The 13,996-nt window shown below is 58.7% G+C and carries 13 protein-coding genes and 1 pseudogene; 10 read left to right on the top strand and 4 right to left on the bottom strand.

Translation table 11 applies throughout. From position 1 onward, the window contains the following. The first annotated feature begins 14 nt into the window (after window positions 1–14). Both AC07XF_RS21925 and AC07XF_RS21930 read left to right on the top strand, forming a co-directional pair. Window positions 15–794: an N-acetylmuramoyl-L-alanine amidase gene (locus AC07XF_RS21925; RefSeq protein ID WP_495028148.1), complete on the top strand. Its 780-nt coding sequence runs from the start codon at window positions 15–17 to the stop codon at window positions 792–794. A 76-nt stretch (window positions 795–870) separates the two neighbouring features. Then, entirely contained in the window at window positions 871–2,487 is a 1,617-nt protein-coding gene (locus AC07XF_RS21930) for an EAL domain-containing protein (RefSeq protein ID WP_495028149.1), read from the top strand. Between the two features lie 7 nt (window positions 2,488–2,494). Here AC07XF_RS21930 and AC07XF_RS21935 read toward each other — a convergent pair whose 3' ends face one another. Further along, entirely contained in the window at window positions 2,495–4,285 is a 1,791-nt protein-coding gene (locus AC07XF_RS21935) for a KinB sensor domain-containing domain (RefSeq protein ID WP_495028150.1), read from the bottom strand. A 10-nt stretch (window positions 4,286–4,295) separates the two neighbouring features. Then, window positions 4,296–5,642 carry a sigma-54-dependent response regulator transcription factor AlgB gene (gene algB, locus AC07XF_RS21940; RefSeq protein WP_495028151.1) on the bottom strand — a complete coding sequence of 449 codons (1,347 nt, stop codon included), beginning with the start codon at window positions 5,640–5,642 and terminating at the stop codon, window positions 4,296–4,298. Between the two features lie 436 nt (window positions 5,643–6,078). Between algB and AC07XF_RS21945 the strand changes: the two genes are divergently transcribed. The 5 genes and pseudogenes from AC07XF_RS21945 to AC07XF_RS21965 all read left to right on the top strand — a co-directional run bounded on the left by AC07XF_RS21945 (window position 6,079) and on the right by AC07XF_RS21965 (window position 10,216). Further along, window positions 6,079–6,366, top strand: coding sequence for a hypothetical protein (locus tag AC07XF_RS21945; RefSeq protein WP_495028152.1), 288 nt, complete (start codon window positions 6,079–6,081; stop codon window positions 6,364–6,366). A 71-nt stretch (window positions 6,367–6,437) separates the two neighbouring features. Further along, window positions 6,438–6,602: a DUF1328 domain-containing protein gene (locus tag AC07XF_RS21950; protein ID WP_003170804.1), complete on the top strand. Its 165-nt coding sequence runs from the start codon at window positions 6,438–6,440 to the stop codon at window positions 6,600–6,602. Window position 6,603: 1 nt separating this feature from the next. After that, window positions 6,604–6,764 (top strand): annotated as a pseudogene (locus AC07XF_RS21955) (inhibitor of vertebrate lysozyme family protein); the annotation flags it as partial. Window positions 6,765–7,450: 686 nt separating this feature from the next. Next, window positions 7,451–8,782 carry a glutamate/aspartate:proton symporter GltP gene (gene gltP, locus AC07XF_RS21960; protein ID WP_495028153.1) on the top strand — a complete coding sequence of 444 codons (1,332 nt, stop codon included), beginning with the start codon at window positions 7,451–7,453 and terminating at the stop codon, window positions 8,780–8,782. 204 nt (window positions 8,783–8,986) lie between these two features. Further along, complete coding sequence (locus AC07XF_RS21965; RefSeq protein WP_495028154.1) at window positions 8,987–10,216, top strand: nucleoside recognition domain-containing protein; 1,230 nt, start codon at window positions 8,987–8,989, stop codon at window positions 10,214–10,216. On the opposite strand, the gene AC07XF_RS21970 is transcribed toward AC07XF_RS21965, so the two are convergent. Next, window positions 10,198–11,295, bottom strand: coding sequence for an aminopeptidase (locus tag AC07XF_RS21970; RefSeq protein ID WP_495028155.1), 1,098 nt, complete (start codon window positions 11,293–11,295; stop codon window positions 10,198–10,200). The genes AC07XF_RS21965 and AC07XF_RS21970 overlap by 19 nt on opposite strands. 59 nt (window positions 11,296–11,354) lie before the next feature. Here AC07XF_RS21970 and AC07XF_RS21975 point away from each other — a divergent pair, with 59 nt between their 5' ends. After that, the gene (locus AC07XF_RS21975) at window positions 11,355–11,777 is read left to right on the top strand and encodes a PA0061/PA0062 family lipoprotein (protein ID WP_495028156.1); all 423 of its coding nucleotides are present in this window, start codon (window positions 11,355–11,357) and stop codon (window positions 11,775–11,777) included. Between the two features lie 41 nt (window positions 11,778–11,818). Further along, complete coding sequence (locus AC07XF_RS21980; protein ID WP_495028157.1) at window positions 11,819–12,241, top strand: PA0061/PA0062 family lipoprotein; 423 nt, start codon at window positions 11,819–11,821, stop codon at window positions 12,239–12,241. Between the two features lie 4 nt (window positions 12,242–12,245). Here the strand turns inward: AC07XF_RS21980 and AC07XF_RS21985 are convergent, their stop codons facing one another. After that, the gene (locus AC07XF_RS21985; RefSeq protein WP_204932768.1) at window positions 12,246–12,479 is read right to left on the bottom strand and encodes a DUF1161 domain-containing protein; all 234 of its coding nucleotides are present in this window, start codon (window positions 12,477–12,479) and stop codon (window positions 12,246–12,248) included. Window positions 12,480–12,859: 380 nt separating this feature from the next. Between AC07XF_RS21985 and AC07XF_RS21990 the strand changes: the two genes are divergently transcribed. Beyond that, window positions 12,860–13,861, top strand: a complete 1,002-nt coding sequence (locus tag AC07XF_RS21990) for an LLM class flavin-dependent oxidoreductase (protein WP_007989465.1) — start codon at window positions 12,860–12,862, stop codon at window positions 13,859–13,861. Window positions 13,862–13,996 lie beyond the last annotated feature (135 nt).

Here is a 13,996-nt window from a genome sequence, read left to right on the forward strand (position 1 = left end):
TACTGCCTTTCGCCATGAAATATTTTGCTCTGATCCTATCGCTGATTGTGTTGGCCGGATGTGCCAGCGGTCCCCGTTTCGACACCAGCCACCCTTCGGCCAATCACGACAGTCGCGTGCAGTTTGTGGTGCTGCATTACACCAATGCCTCGCTGGAACGGTCGTTGCAACTGCTGACCCATGGCGAAGTCAGCAGCCATTACCTGATAGGTGACGACAAGGGCGCCACCATCTACAAATTGATGGATGAAAACCTGCGGGCCTGGCACGCCGGGGAGAGTGAATGGAATGGCCGGACCTGGCTGAATTCCAGTTCCATCGGTATCGAAATCGTCAATCCAGGCTTCAAGGACACTCCGACCGGACGCGTGTGGTACCCCTACACTGAAGATCAGGTCCAGTCCTTGATCGTGCTGCTCAAGGACATCAGCAAACGTCACGGCATAAGGCCTCGCGACATCATCGGCCATAGCGATATTGCACCGATGCGCAAGCTCGACCCGGGGCCGTTGTTTCCCTGGAAGCGTCTGGCCGCCGAAGGCTTGGGCATCTGGCCTAACGAACAGTCGGTGGCGCGCCAGCAAATGCAGTTCGCCGAGCAGTTGCCGAGCATCAGCTGGTTTCAGGCGCAATTGGCCCGCCTGGGTTATGCCACGCCACAAACCGGCGAGCTCGATGTCGCGACGCGACAGGTGATAGCGGCATTCCAGCTGCATTTCCGCCCGGCGCGCTTCGATGGCACTCCGGATGCGCAAACTGCCGCACTGCTTTTGGTGTTGAATCAGACAAAATAATGACGCCCGCCCGACGGTCCGGGCATTTTTCCAACCAGCAGCTATAACTCATTGGTAATACTTCGGATATTACAAAATGCCTGCTGCCCGAGAGACCTTCCATAGTTGGTTCCATCGTCCCTGGTTTTTGGGGTTGCTGGCTGCTGTCTTGAGCGCAACGTTATTGATGGCCGGCAGCTTGTTCGTCGCCATACACCAGGTCGAGCAAAACGAAAGCGAAGAAATGAATGCTCAGGGTGAGCGCTTCCTCGCCCGCCTGGAACAACTCTTCGGGCAACTGCGTGAAAGCCTTGACGACCTTGAAGCGCAACCGTTGCGCGGTTGCGATGCTGAAATGATCGCGACCTTGCAACAGGTTTCGTTCAATTATCGCTTCGTCTACGAAGCCGCTTACATGGACTCCTCGCGAATCTGTTCCAATCGCCCTCGCCAGGAAGGGCTGTCGCTGATTCGATCGCCGGACATCAAAGGCCCGACTTACAGCTATTGGCTCAATACCACGACCGAACCCGATGAAAACCGTGCGGCGCTGATGCTCGGGCGCGGGAATTTCCGGGTCGCGACCTCTCGCGGGCATTTGACCGACATGGTCGACCTGTCGCCGGGCAGCAGCCTGCTGGTGGTCCTTGATCATGGTGCCAGGGCGATTCCGGTGCTGGGCGTTTCTCAGGTCTGGCCGCCGGCCGAGGCCTGGCCACCGAAAAACCGCGATGCGCTACAAATCACCCAGACACGCCTGATTTATCGCATGCCCACCGACAACCCGGAATATCAATTGGTGTTGATCAACCCGCGCACCGGCATGCATATCCCGACGGTCTGGTGGTGGCTGCTGCCGGCCAGCCTTGCGCTGGGCATATGTGTCGGGTTCCTGGTGTTCCTGCTGGTGCAACAGCGGCAGTCGCTGGATGCCGAACTGACCGGCGCAATTCGCCGTGGCGAGTTGCAGGTGTTGTATCAACCGATCTTCGACCTCGATAGCCGCAACTGTGTCGGGGCTGAGGCGCTGCTGCGCTGGCGCAGACCGGACGGCACCCTGACCAGTCCCGACCTGTTCATTCCGATGGCGGAGAACACCGGGCAAATTCGCCAGATGACGGACTTCGTCCTGCAACGCCTGCTCGAGCAACTCGGACAGTTGCTGCGTGCCAATCCGCAACTGTACATCTCGGTCAATCTCGCGGCGTGTGACGTGATGGTTCCGCGGATCGGCCAGGTGATGGCGCGGCTGCTGACCCTGCACCGCGTCGCTGCACAGCAAATTGCCTTTGAGGTCACCGAGCGTGGGCTGGTCGACGTGGTGGTGGCCCGGGAAAACCTGCAAGCGCTACGGGATGTCGGGCACCAGGTGTTGATCGATGACTTTGGCACCGGCTATTGCAGCCTCGCCTATTTGCAAACCCTGCCGGTGGATTGCCTGAAAATCGACAAGGCGTTCATTGATGCGTTGGGGCATGACGCCGCCAGCAGCGGTGTGGCCCCGCACATCATTCACATGGCCCAGTCGCTGCACCTGAAGGTGATTGCCGAGGGCATCGAACATGAGGCCCAGGCCGAATTCCTGAGCAGTGAAGGCGTGAAGTTCGGCCAGGGCTGGCTGTTCGCCCGCGCGCTGAGCGCAGTGCAGTTCATTGAATTGATTACCCGTGGGCGGCGACGTCTGGCCGGCCGGCGTCTGGATGACGAAGCGTGAAGGTGACCTAAACGGTCAGCGCCATGTAGAACTGAGTACCCTGCCCCGGCCGTGAATAAACGCCCATCCGCCCGCCATGCAATTGCACGATTTCCTTGCACAGTGCCAGGCCGAGCCCGGCCCCGCCCTTCTTGCGTCCGACCTGCACGAACGGCTCGAAGATCCGCCCCTGCTGACCGTAGGCAATGCCTTCGCCGTTGTCCTCGACACTGATGATGACCCGGTCGCCGTGGCGCCGGGCTTGCAAACGTATCCGCCCGCCGGAACCGGTGTGACGCAAGGCGTTGTCGAGCAAGTTGTCGAGTACCCGGTCCAGTTGTGGCTGGTCGGCCTGCAGCCGTGGCAAAGGCCCCTGCACTTCCACCAGCAGATTGATTTCCTTCTCTTCGGCCGAAGTGGCAAAGCGTGCCTGAGCCTGTTCCAGCAAAGCCTCGATGGAACACGGCGCCAGGGTGAGTTTCTGCAAGCCGTTCTGGTAGCGGGAGAAATTCAGCAAGTCATTGATCAACTGCATCAGCCGCTGCATCTCTTCATTCACGGTATCGAGCAGATCGGCTTCCCGGGAATCCGGGGCAAAGTGCGCGCGCTCGCGGAACAACCCGAAGGCCATGTGCATGCCGGTGACCGGTGTGCGCAATTCATGGGAGGCGCGCAATACGAACTCGCTGCGTACCCGTTCGAAGGCACGCTGTTCCGTGACGTCATGCAGCACCATCACGGCACCGAGAATATGACCCTGGGTATGGCTGACCGGGGTCAGGCTATAGGTCAGCAGTCGTGACTCGCCGTCGACTTCGACACTCAAGTCTTCCGGCGCCCGCTCCAGCGTGCCTCCGCGCAGCACCAGTTGCAGCTGCTCATCGAGTTCGGGACGCTCGAGCGCCGTACCCAGCCCTTGACCCAGACGATCCGACTCCCAGCCCAACTGACGCTGGGCCACGGGATTAAGGTGTTCCAGATGGCCCTGGCGGTCGATCATCAGCAGTCCGTCGTCGATGCTGTCGAGCACGGCCTGCAAGCGCTGCTGCCCGGCCAGCAGTTCATCGACGTTGGTGGCCTGATGTTCACGCAGCGCCTGGGCCATGATCCCGAAACGCCGGGTCAGCTGGTTCAGCTCCATCGCCGAAGAGATCGGCAGTGTGACGTCGAAATTGCCCTGGCCGATATTGTCCGCTGCCTTGGCCAAGGCCTCGATGGGCTCCCCGAAACGCCGGGCAATGGCTTGCGCGGTCACGAAGCCGATAATCAGCACCGCCAGCCCCACCAAACCAAGCAACCCGGCAATCAGCAGTGCCCGCTCTCGGGCCTGACGCTCGGTATCGTTGATGTTATCCAGTGCGCGTTTGTGCTCGGCGATCAGGCCATTGCGTAGCGCGTTGAATTTTTCCGTCAGGTTGTCGTGGCTGCTGAGCACATTCGACGTATTCGGGGACGTTTCATAAGCCTGGATAAAGCGCTCGTAGTCGGCCTTGGCTTTTCGGAAGCCGTACTCGCTTCCGTTTTCCGCCGGCTCCTGGGCGATGCCTTCTTCCAGCAGTTCGAAGTAATGTTGCTTCGAGGCTGCGAAAGCGGCGGTGTCAGGCTTCTCGCTGAGTATGAGGATCAGTTGGTCTCCCAGGGTCTGACGCAGCTTGAGCCCCAGGTCCAGGGTGACGAAGTTGTTGCGGATCAGCGCTTCCTGGCTGCCGGCCATCTGCATCACGCTGACGAGTCCGAGCAAGAGCCCGAGCAACGCGACGGTGATCAGTGCGGAGATGCTCAGGAAAAGCCGGGTCCGCAATTTCATCGCCAGTTTCATCGGCTGTTACTCACAAGTTGTACTGCTTGCGTTTGCGGTACAGCGTCGAGGCGTCGATGCCCAGGGTCTTGGCGGCTTGATCCAGGGTGTCGGCGGTGGCGAGGATCGCGCCGATGTGGGCCTTCTCCAGCTCATCCAGGCTCAGTGCAGCGCCGATGCGCGGTGCGTTGTTGACTGGGGTTTCGGCCATGCCCAGATGACTGATCTCGACCCGCTCCTGCGCACAGATAATGCTCGCCCGCTCGATCACGTTGCGCAGCTCGCGGATGTTGCCTGGCCAGCGATAACTCAGCAGCGCTTCCCGTGCCTCGTTGCTGAAGGCTCGCGCGGGACGGGCATATTCCTTGACGAAACGCGCCAGGAAACGATCGGCCAGGTTGAGAATATCTTCGCGGCGTTCGCGTAGCGGTGGCAGGTGCAAGGTAATGACATTCAGGCGATAGAGCAGGTCTTCACGGAAACGACCGTCACGGACCATGTCCTCAAGATTGAGGTTGGTGGCCGCGAGGATGCGCACATCGGCACGGCGGGTCACCGGATCGCCGACGCGCTCATATTCTTTGTCCTGAATAAAACGCAGCAACTTTGGCTGCAAGGTCAGGGGAAAGTCGCCGATTTCGTCGAGAAACAGCGTTCCGCCGTCAGCCTGGTTGACTCGGCCCAAGGTGCTTTCGCTGGCGCCGGTGAAGGCGCCACGGCTGTGGCCGAAGAGTTCGCTTTCCATGAGCTCGGCGGTCAGCGACGGACAGTTGATCGTGACGCAGGATTTCTTCGCACGTTTGCTCCAGCCATGAATGGCTTGGGACAATTCGCCCTTGCCGGTACCGGATTCACCAAGGATCAGGATGTTGGCATCGGTCGTGGCAACCTGGCGGGCGGTTTCGAGCACCACTTTCATGGCCGGGCTGTGGGAGTCCAGACCATCCTTGGGCTTGCGCACTTCACCTTCCAGGGCTTCCAGTCGCGCCGACAGTTGCCGCACCTCCAACTGCTTGGCGGTGGCCAACCGCAATTGATCGGGGCTGCACGGTTTGACCAGATAGTCGGCGGCGCCGGCCTGGATCGCATCCACCGCCGTGTCGACGGCTGAATGCGCGGTGACGATCACCACCCGCATCCAGGGCGCCTGGATACGCATCTGGGCCAGCACATCGAGGCCGTTGTCTTCACCCAGGCGCAAATCGAGGAAACACAAGTCGAAGACTTGCCGCTGCAACAGGGCTTCTGCCTGCGCGGCGCTGGTGGCGGTAGCCACGCTGTAGCCTTCGTCTTCGAGGCAATAGCGGAAAGTACGCAGGATGGCAGACTCATCATCCACCAGCAGAATGCGGCCTTGATGCTCAGTGGCTGATTCCATTTTCCTGCGCTCCTTAATGAATGATCTTGGTTGAGTCCCGGAAAAATCGGGCAAGTTGCATGATTGATTCTGGGCCATTCCTGTCATGGCAGGGTAGCTTTCATCCGGTGTATCGGTTAGCCGCCTGATTTTGTGGGTCTTGAATAGGTGCCCGGCGTCTGACAACGGCCAGTGTGTATTTTTGACAGCCGCGCCTTCCTCTCAATTCAAAAAATTTACCTCTCCCTCAAACGAATCGTGCAATACGCACGGCCGTACGAGAGGCATCGTGCAGGATGCGTGCGAAGTGATTTCTTTTGAGATCATAAGATATTGATATTAAAGGGAATTAATTCAAATCAAGGCTGGCATGCAGACTGCAATTGTCTGGTTGACCAGGGCATTCAAAAACAAACGCCCGCTATCGAATACCGACCCAAGTGGTAGGAGCTCCAGGATGAACCGTCAACGTGCCGCCCACCTGCACCTCTCGCCTGTGCATATCCAGCAAGGGTTGTTTGCTGTTCTGGCGCTGTTGATCACCCTGATTGGCGGCCAGCAGCTTCTGCGCTGGGAGCAGAGCCAGCAGCCGGAACCTCCACGCCTGTCGATTCAGCATTTGACCCAAACCCATTTCAGCGCTGTCGGCAGCGGTCAGGCCGATAGCTCCCCGATGCGCATGATGGATGTCGACCAGGCCGGGCCTGTGGGTGAGATACGGCATCAGGAGCGTTGGGTGTTCTAGGCAAAACTTCCGTCGCACCCGATGCGCCGGGAAACGCAGTACCTCTAAACAGAAACGTAAGGAGAATCACCATGTTGAGCTGGGCAATCACATTCCTGATCATCGCCATCGTCGCCGCTGTATTGGGCTTCGGTGGTATCGCGGGCACCGCCACGGGTATCGCCAAGATTCTGTTTGTCGTGTTCCTGGTGATGTTCATTGCCTCCTTCTTCTTTGGACGTCGCGGTCGAGGCTGATATGAGAGGCGTGTTCAAGACACTGGCAGCCGCCCTGCTGTTGGGCGGTAGTGCCATGGCGATAGCAGCCAATGACGGCCAGGCGCGGGTCAATGAATTGTTGAACACAGACCCGCATTACGTGACACCTGGCAAGGCATCGTGAAGAAAGAGCAACGCCTCTTTCCACCTGCGCCACCTGAGGAAGGCCGGCGCATGACCAAGGGGTCGGGACGTTCTGCCTGTTTCAGGGGCGGAGTGACCTACGGGTACAGGGAGCGCCTGCGCATGGGCCGGGTCAGGATAAGCTGCTGCGCAAGTTCGCCGAACCGCCATGGCTCGACGGGCTTGCGAAGGGCTTGATCGCGCAACACATTGAAATAGAGCGCTCGTCCCGGTTTCATCAGCGTTATCGCTTCCTGGTCCTTGTTGCGTCGGAAAACACTTTTCCCGGTGTTTCACCTGCGACCGTATATCGAGAAAAATCACTTTTCTTTGACCGCGATTTTTCGCTTCGTCCTGTGGGATTTTGCTGAAAAATCAACGCTCGGCCACTGCTCAAAAAATATCCAATCTGCTCTGTGATGGCCGGTTCACGGCACTTATGCCCGACGAAATGTCGCATTCGAACCGATTGCGACGTCGCATTCAGTAAAAAAACCTCATGCCGATTCGGCATGGGGTAGGCGTTTACGGCATTAGACGGCGCTTCCTTGCATCGGAATAGTTGCGCCTTTTTTCGCCTGCCAGAATGCCGTAAACACGCGTTCCGGGGCACCTTATACGGGGGCAGATGCACTGGACTTTTTCGCCACAAGCGTTCCAGTTCGCGCATCTCCCTGAGTCAAACAACAAGTAAGGGTAAAGATATGAAGAAGGCAAAGCTTAGCCTCGCCTGGCAGATCCTCATCGGTCTGGTATTGGGGATTGCAATCGGTGCGCTGCTCAACCATTTCAGTGCCGAAAAAGCCTGGTGGATCAGCAACGTCCTGCAACCGGCAGGCGATATCTTTATCCGTCTGATCAAGATGATCGTAATCCCGATCGTCATTTCCTCCCTGATCGTCGGCATTGCCGGCGTCGGTGACGCCAAGAAGCTGGGGCGCATCGGCTTCAAGACCATCATCTACTTCGAAATCGTCACCACCATCGCCATCGTGGTCGGTCTGCTGTTGGCCAACCTGTTCCATCCGGGTGCCGGCATCGACATGAGCACCCTGGGCACTGTGGACATTTCCAAGTACCAGGCCACGGCGGCCGAGGTTCAGCATGAACACGCGTTCATCGAAACCATCCTCAACCTGATCCCGTCGAACATCTTCGCGGCCATGGTTCGCGGCGAAATGCTGCCAATCATCTTCTTCTCCGTATTGTTCGGTCTCGGTTTGTCGAGCCTGCAGGCGGACCTGCGCGAACCGCTGGTGAAGATGTTCCAGGGCGTATCGGAAAGCATGTTCAAGGTCACTCACATGATCATGAACTACGCCCCGATCGGCGTGTTCGCACTGATCGCGGTGACCGTTGCCAACTTCGGCTTCGCCTCGCTGATACCGCTGGCCAAACTGGTGATCCTGGTTTACGTCGCCATCGCCTTCTTCGCTTTCGTGATCCTGGGCCTGATCGCTCGCCTGTTCGGCTTCTCCGTGATCAAGCTGATGCGCATCTTCAAGGATGAGCTGGTACTGGCCTACTCCACCGCCAGCTCCGAAACCGTGCTGCCACGCGTGATCGAGAAGATGGAAGCCTACGGCGCGCCGAAAGCCATTTGCAGCTTCGTGGTGCCAACCGGTTACTCGTTCAACCTCGACGGTTCGACCCTGTACCAAAGCATCGCGGCGATCTTCATTGCCCAGTTGTATGGCATCGACCTGTCGATCAGCCAACAACTGTTGCTGGTACTGACCCTGATGGTCACCTCCAAAGGCATCGCCGGCGTACCGGGCGTGTCCTTCGTGGTACTGCTGGCCACCTTGGGCAGCGTCGGTATTCCTCTGGAAGGCCTGGCGTTCATCGCCGGTGTCGACCGCGTCATGGACATGGCCCGTACCGCACTGAACGTGATCGGTAACGCACTGGCTGTTCTGGTTATCGCTCGTTGGGAAGGCATGTACGACGACGCCAAAGGCCAGCGCTACTGGAATTCCCTGCCGCACTGGCGCAGCAAGGAAAAACTGCCGGCGGGTGAAATTTCCAAGGGCTGATGCAATACCCCTTGTGGGAGCGGGCTTGCTCGCGAAGGCACCCTGTCAGCCAGTTCAATGCGCAATGACACACCGCTTTCGCGAGCAAGCCCGCTCCCACACTGGAATTGTGCAGGCAGTAACAAACAAACCCCGGAGAAATCCGGGGTTTGTCGTTTCTGGCTACCCCGCTATCATTCGCGCATCTTTTGGGGGATTTGACTGATGCTCAATGGCCTGTGGCTTGGCTTCTTCATCGTGGCAGCCGTATCGGCGCTGGCCCAGTGGCTGATTGGCGGCAACGCCGGAATTTTCGCGACGATGGTGGAAAGCATTTTCGCCATGGCCAAGTTGTCGGTCGAAGTCATGGTCCTTCTGTTTGGCACCCTCACCCTCTGGCTGGGTTTTTTGCGCATTGCCGAGAAAGCCGGGATCGTCGAATGGTTGGCCAAGGCCCTGGGGCCGCTGTTTTTGCGCCTGATGCCTGAAGTCCCGCCTGGTCATCCGGCCATTGGCCTGATCACCCTGAACTTCGCCGCCAATGGCCTGGGCCTGGACAACGCCGCCACACCGATCGGCCTCAAGGCCATGAAAGCGCTGCAGGAGCTCAATCCCAGCGCTACCGTCGCCAGTAACGCACAGATCCTGTTCCTGGTGCTCAACGCCTCCTCGCTGACCCTGCTGCCGGTGACGATCTTCATGTATCGCGCCCAGCAAGGCGCGCCTGACCCGACGCTGGTGTTCCTGCCAATCCTGCTGGCGACCAGTTGCTCGACCATTGTCGGCTTCCTCTCGGTGGCGTTCATGCAGCGCCTGCGCATCTGGGACCCCGTGGTGCTGGCCTACCTGATCCCCGGTGCCCTCGCCCTCGGTGGTTTCATGGCGTTGCTGGCGACCCTTTCGGCGACCGCGCTGGCCGGCCTGTCGTCGATCCTCGGCAACCTGACGCTGTTTGGCCTGATCATGCTGTTTTTACTGATCGGCGCGCTGCGCAAAGTGAAGGTCTACGAGGCCTTCGTTGAAGGTGCCAAAGAGGGTTTCGACGTCGCCAAGAACTTGCTGCCCTACCTGGTGGCAATGCTCTGCGCGGTGGGTGTTCTGCGGGCATCCGGGGCGCTGGACTTCGGTCTGGACGGGATTCGTCATCTGGTGGCATGGGCCGGTTGGGATACGCGTTTCGTCGACGCGCTGCCGACGGCGATGGTCAAACCCTTCTCGGGTAGCGCCGCCCGGGCGATGCTGATTGAAACCATGAAGACCTCGGGCGTGGACAGCTTCCCGGCGTTGGTGGCGGCGACGATCCAGGGCAGTACCGAGACGACGTTCTATGTCCTGGCGGTGTACTTCGGTGCCGTGGGCATCCAGCGCGCACGACATGCTGTCGGTTGTGCATTGCTGGCGGAGCTTGCCGGGGTGCTGGGTGCGATCGGGGTTTGCTACTGGTTCTTTGGTTGATCGGCCCCGCCGGCCAACGCCTTCAACGCGGCCTTGCGCTCGCCCGTCGGCAAGGCGCCGAGCTTCTCCACGGCGGCATAAAACCTCAGCCAATCGCCATCCACCTGATGGAACAGCGTGGCAAATGCCGGTACCCATTGGTCGTACAAACCAAACGGCAATAGCCGGGCATTGTTCATGGGGGCATAGATCCAGGCGTCGTAGCGTTTGTCTGCGGCCCACTGACGGTCGCGCAATTGCCGGTATTCGCTGCGCAAGCGCTCGAACTCGGCAGCCTTGCGCTGGCGCATTTTTTCGGTTGGCAACGGCAAGGTGTAGAGCTTTTCCAGCCGGGTGCGGGTCTCCAGCACCAACTCGGTGAACTGTTCGCGCCGACGCGCCTGCGCATCGTTATCCGGTGGCAGGTGGCGGTAGGCGCGCCATTGGCGAGTACCTTCCTGTTCGACGAAGGTGGCAAAGGATTCGTTGAACTCCGTGTCGTCCTTCACATAGAAACGCTGATGGGCCAGCTCGTGGAAGATCAGCGTGGCCAGTCGCTCATCGCCCCAGCCCATCATCGAACTGATGATCGGGTCGTTGAACCAACCGAGTGTCGAATAGGCCTCGACGCCACCAATCGACACGTCCATGCCCTGCAAGCGTTGCAAAGCCGCTTCGCCGCGGGCTGCGCTCTGGCTGTAGTAACCGCGATAGGCCACGCAGCCGGCGACGGGGAAGCAGTGGTTTACAGGTTTGAGGGAAAATTCCGGCGTGGCGAAGACATTCCAGACAACGTAGGGACGCCCAATGTCCGCGTACAGGCGGTAGCTCTGGTTATCCGGCAGGTGCAATTGCTGGCTGGCGAACGTTCTGGCCTTTTGCGATTGCTCCAGGTGTGTACGCAGTTTTTGATCGCGTGCCGGGTCGACAATTACGCTGGAAACCGGCTCCCTGGCCCGCAGCAACTGCAGTTGGCCGCTGGCCAATTGGCTGTAATAGCTGACGCTGGCGCAACCGTTGAGCAACAAAAACAACACACCCGGAAACAAAACGCGAAAAACGCGATCAAGTAACCCAAGGCTAGGAAGCGGCCTGATCACAATAATTCTTCCTTGGAAAGTCTTTCCACAAGACTATCCCGCCTGACTGGAGCTCCGCTATGCGCATGTTGATACTGACAGGGGGCCTGCTGATGCTGGCCGGCTGTGCTTTTTTCGGACTACCCCGCCCTGATCCTGCGCAAGCCTGGATCGACCTGGAGTCGAAGCAAAAAGGTACGAAGCTGCAAGCGCTGGAGGTCGATAACAAGGTCACCGACGATAAACGCTATTTTGAGGTCCAGCCCGGTAGCCATGAGTTGACGGTTCGCTACCAATTCTCGGTCCAGCCCACCAACATCGGCCCTGACGCCGAACCGTTGTGGCGCGATTGCCAGTTGAATGTGAAATTCAACGACTTCAACGCGGGCGAGCGTTATCGGTTACAGGCGGGGAACATTGGTTTTCGGCCTTGGGCGAAACTCTACGATCAACGGCGCAAAGTGATTGGCCAAGGCACACCGGCAGGCTGCCAACATACCTGATCGGCGTTATGCTGAATGCATAACCCCTTGGGACATTCATCATGTACAGGTTGATGCTGTTGCTGGCTGCCAGCGTTATCGCTGGCTGTCAGAGCCCGATGCCGGCGGCTAATCCAAAGATGGCCTGGGTCGAATTTTCCACGCCCTTCCCTAACGATAAATTGCTGATGGCCGAGCGTCTGGATAAACAGCGCTTGGCCGACGGGCGTTTTTTTGAGGTTATGCCCGGCAGCCACGAACTGATCGTCCGCTTCGACTACGAAGTACCTGGTGGCGGGGGCTTGAACATGATGGGCGGCCCTTCTGAACGCATATGTTACTTGACCATCAACTTCGATCATTTCGAAGCCGGCCAACGTTATGTGCTTGAAGGCCGCTCGATTGCCTTCATCCCTGAAGCCAGGCTATACAACGCCAAGCGGGAGATCGTTGCAGAAGATCGGGAGTCTTACTGCTTGATGTGACGTGTCAGCGGTCGTTCTTCTGGTAGATGATTTTCTTGGTGCCGTTTTCGCAGGAGCCAACGACCATGTTCTGGTCGTGTACCTCGTCGTTGGTGACGATTTCTAGCGTGTAGGAAGTGACGCCACTGGCCTGGATCTTGGCTTCGATCTCGGCCTTGAGTTCTTCGCAGGGCTTCGGCGCCGCGAGGGCCGAAGTGGTCAGTGCGCAACAGATTACTGCCAGGGCAAAACGTTTCATGGTTGAAGCTCCTTTGACGCAGCACGCGCAGTCATGGGGTTTCGCTGCTGTCATTTATTCGACCACAGTTTTAGCGGGCAAGTCTGTCACGACGCAAAAAAGATCGCAGTCTTGGGCAACCTGCCGAGTGATCCTGGTGGTTGCCCAAGGCTGCGATCTTTCGTTTCAACTCAAATCCAGCCGACCCATGTTGCCTCCAGGCTGATTTTCGCCTTGAGGTTCAACTTCACCTCGTCCGATCCATCTGCTTTTTTCGAGGGATTTTTTACCGGGCTATTGAAACTCGGGTATATGCCCACATTGCATGAAACACGCTTTTGGATTCGGCAGGTTTTCGTTCACAAGAACAAACCTGCGCCCTCAATTGGAGAAGCAGGTTTATGAAACGACTGTCCGATATCAAGTTTTCGACCCTCGATCTGGTGCCGGTGCGCGAGAATGGCAGCGCGGCCCAGTCGCTGCGCAATTCGCTGGACCTGGCGCAACACGTCGAGAAGTTCGGTTACAACCGCTTCTGGGTGGCTGAGCACCACAACATGGACGGTATCGCCAGTTCCGCGACTTCGGTGCTGCTCGGCTACCTGGCCGGTGGCACGTCGACCATTCGTGTCGGTTCGGGTGGGGTGATGTTGCCCAACCACGCACCGTTGGTGATTGCCGAGCAGTTCGGCACCCTGGAAAGTCTTTATCCGGGCCGGATCGATCTGGGCCTGGGGCGCGCCCCGGGCTCCGACCAGATGACCGCACGAGCGTTGCGCCGCGAGCGGTCCGGCAGCGCCGACGACTTTCCGGAAGATGTGGCGGAACTGGTGCGCTACCTGGGGCCACGCACTCCGGACCAACGCATCATCGCCATGCCGGGAACCGGGACCAATGTGCCGGTCTGGTTGTTGGGGTCGAGCCTGTTCAGCGCACAGTTGGCGGGTGAACGCGGTTTGCCCTACGCCTTCGCATCGCATTTCGCACCGCGCTACATGCATGAAGCGATTCGGGTCTACCGCAATCACTTCAAACCGTCAGCCGTTTTGGACAAACCCTACGTGATGCTTGGTGTGCCATTGGTGGCAGCCGATACCGACGAGCAGGCCGATTACCTGGCCACTTCGGTTTTCCAGCGGATTCTCGCCCTGATGCGTGGCCAAAGCCTGGTGCAGCGCCCGCCGGTGAAAACCATGGACGGCCTGTGGCTGCCCCATGAGAAAGAGGCCGTGCACGATTTCCTTGGCCTGGCCATGATCGGCAGCCCGCAGAAAATCCGCGCCAAGCTCGAGGTCCTGATCGAACAGACCCAGGCCGACGAGCTGATTTTCACCTGCGACCTGTACGAACATGCGGATCGCGTGCATTCCTACGAGTTGCTCGCGCAGGTTATGCGAGGCTGAGGCTCAAAAGGCAGGCATAAGAAAGACCTGCGCAAAGCGCATAATGCTTTTCAGTTAGGGATTCTGTAGGAGCGAGCTTGCTCGCGATGGACTCAAGAGCGCCGCGTTTAGTCAGTAAACACGCGGCATCGTTAA

The sequence above is a fragment of the Pseudomonas sp. GW821-FHT01C01 genome, assembly GCF_059422645.1.

Coding starts and splice junctions, on each gene's coding strand:
- AC07XF_RS21965 (WP_495028154.1), top strand. CDS start 8,987: ATGCTCAATGGCCTGTGGCTTGGCTTCTTCATCGTGGCAGCCGTATCG.
- AC07XF_RS21925 (WP_495028148.1), top strand. CDS start 15: ATGAAATATTTTGCTCTGATCCTATCGCTGATTGTGTTGGCCGGATGT.
- AC07XF_RS21930 (WP_495028149.1), top strand. CDS start 871: ATGCCTGCTGCCCGAGAGACCTTCCATAGTTGGTTCCATCGTCCCTGG.
- AC07XF_RS21980 (WP_495028157.1), top strand. CDS start 11,819: ATGTACAGGTTGATGCTGTTGCTGGCTGCCAGCGTTATCGCTGGCTGT.
- AC07XF_RS21950 (WP_003170804.1), top strand. CDS start 6,438: ATGTTGAGCTGGGCAATCACATTCCTGATCATCGCCATCGTCGCCGCT.
- gltP (WP_495028153.1), top strand. CDS start 7,451: ATGAAGAAGGCAAAGCTTAGCCTCGCCTGGCAGATCCTCATCGGTCTG.
- AC07XF_RS21945 (WP_495028152.1), top strand. CDS start 6,079: ATGAACCGTCAACGTGCCGCCCACCTGCACCTCTCGCCTGTGCATATC.
- AC07XF_RS21985 (WP_204932768.1), bottom strand. CDS start 12,479: ATGAAACGTTTTGCCCTGGCAGTAATCTGTTGCGCACTGACCACTTCG.
- AC07XF_RS21935 (WP_495028150.1), bottom strand. CDS start 4,285: ATGAAACTGGCGATGAAATTGCGGACCCGGCTTTTCCTGAGCATCTCC.
- AC07XF_RS21990 (WP_007989465.1), top strand. CDS start 12,860: ATGAAACGACTGTCCGATATCAAGTTTTCGACCCTCGATCTGGTGCCG.
- algB (WP_495028151.1), bottom strand. CDS start 5,642: ATGGAATCAGCCACTGAGCATCAAGGCCGCATTCTGCTGGTGGATGAT.
- AC07XF_RS21975 (WP_495028156.1), top strand. CDS start 11,355: ATGCGCATGTTGATACTGACAGGGGGCCTGCTGATGCTGGCCGGCTGT.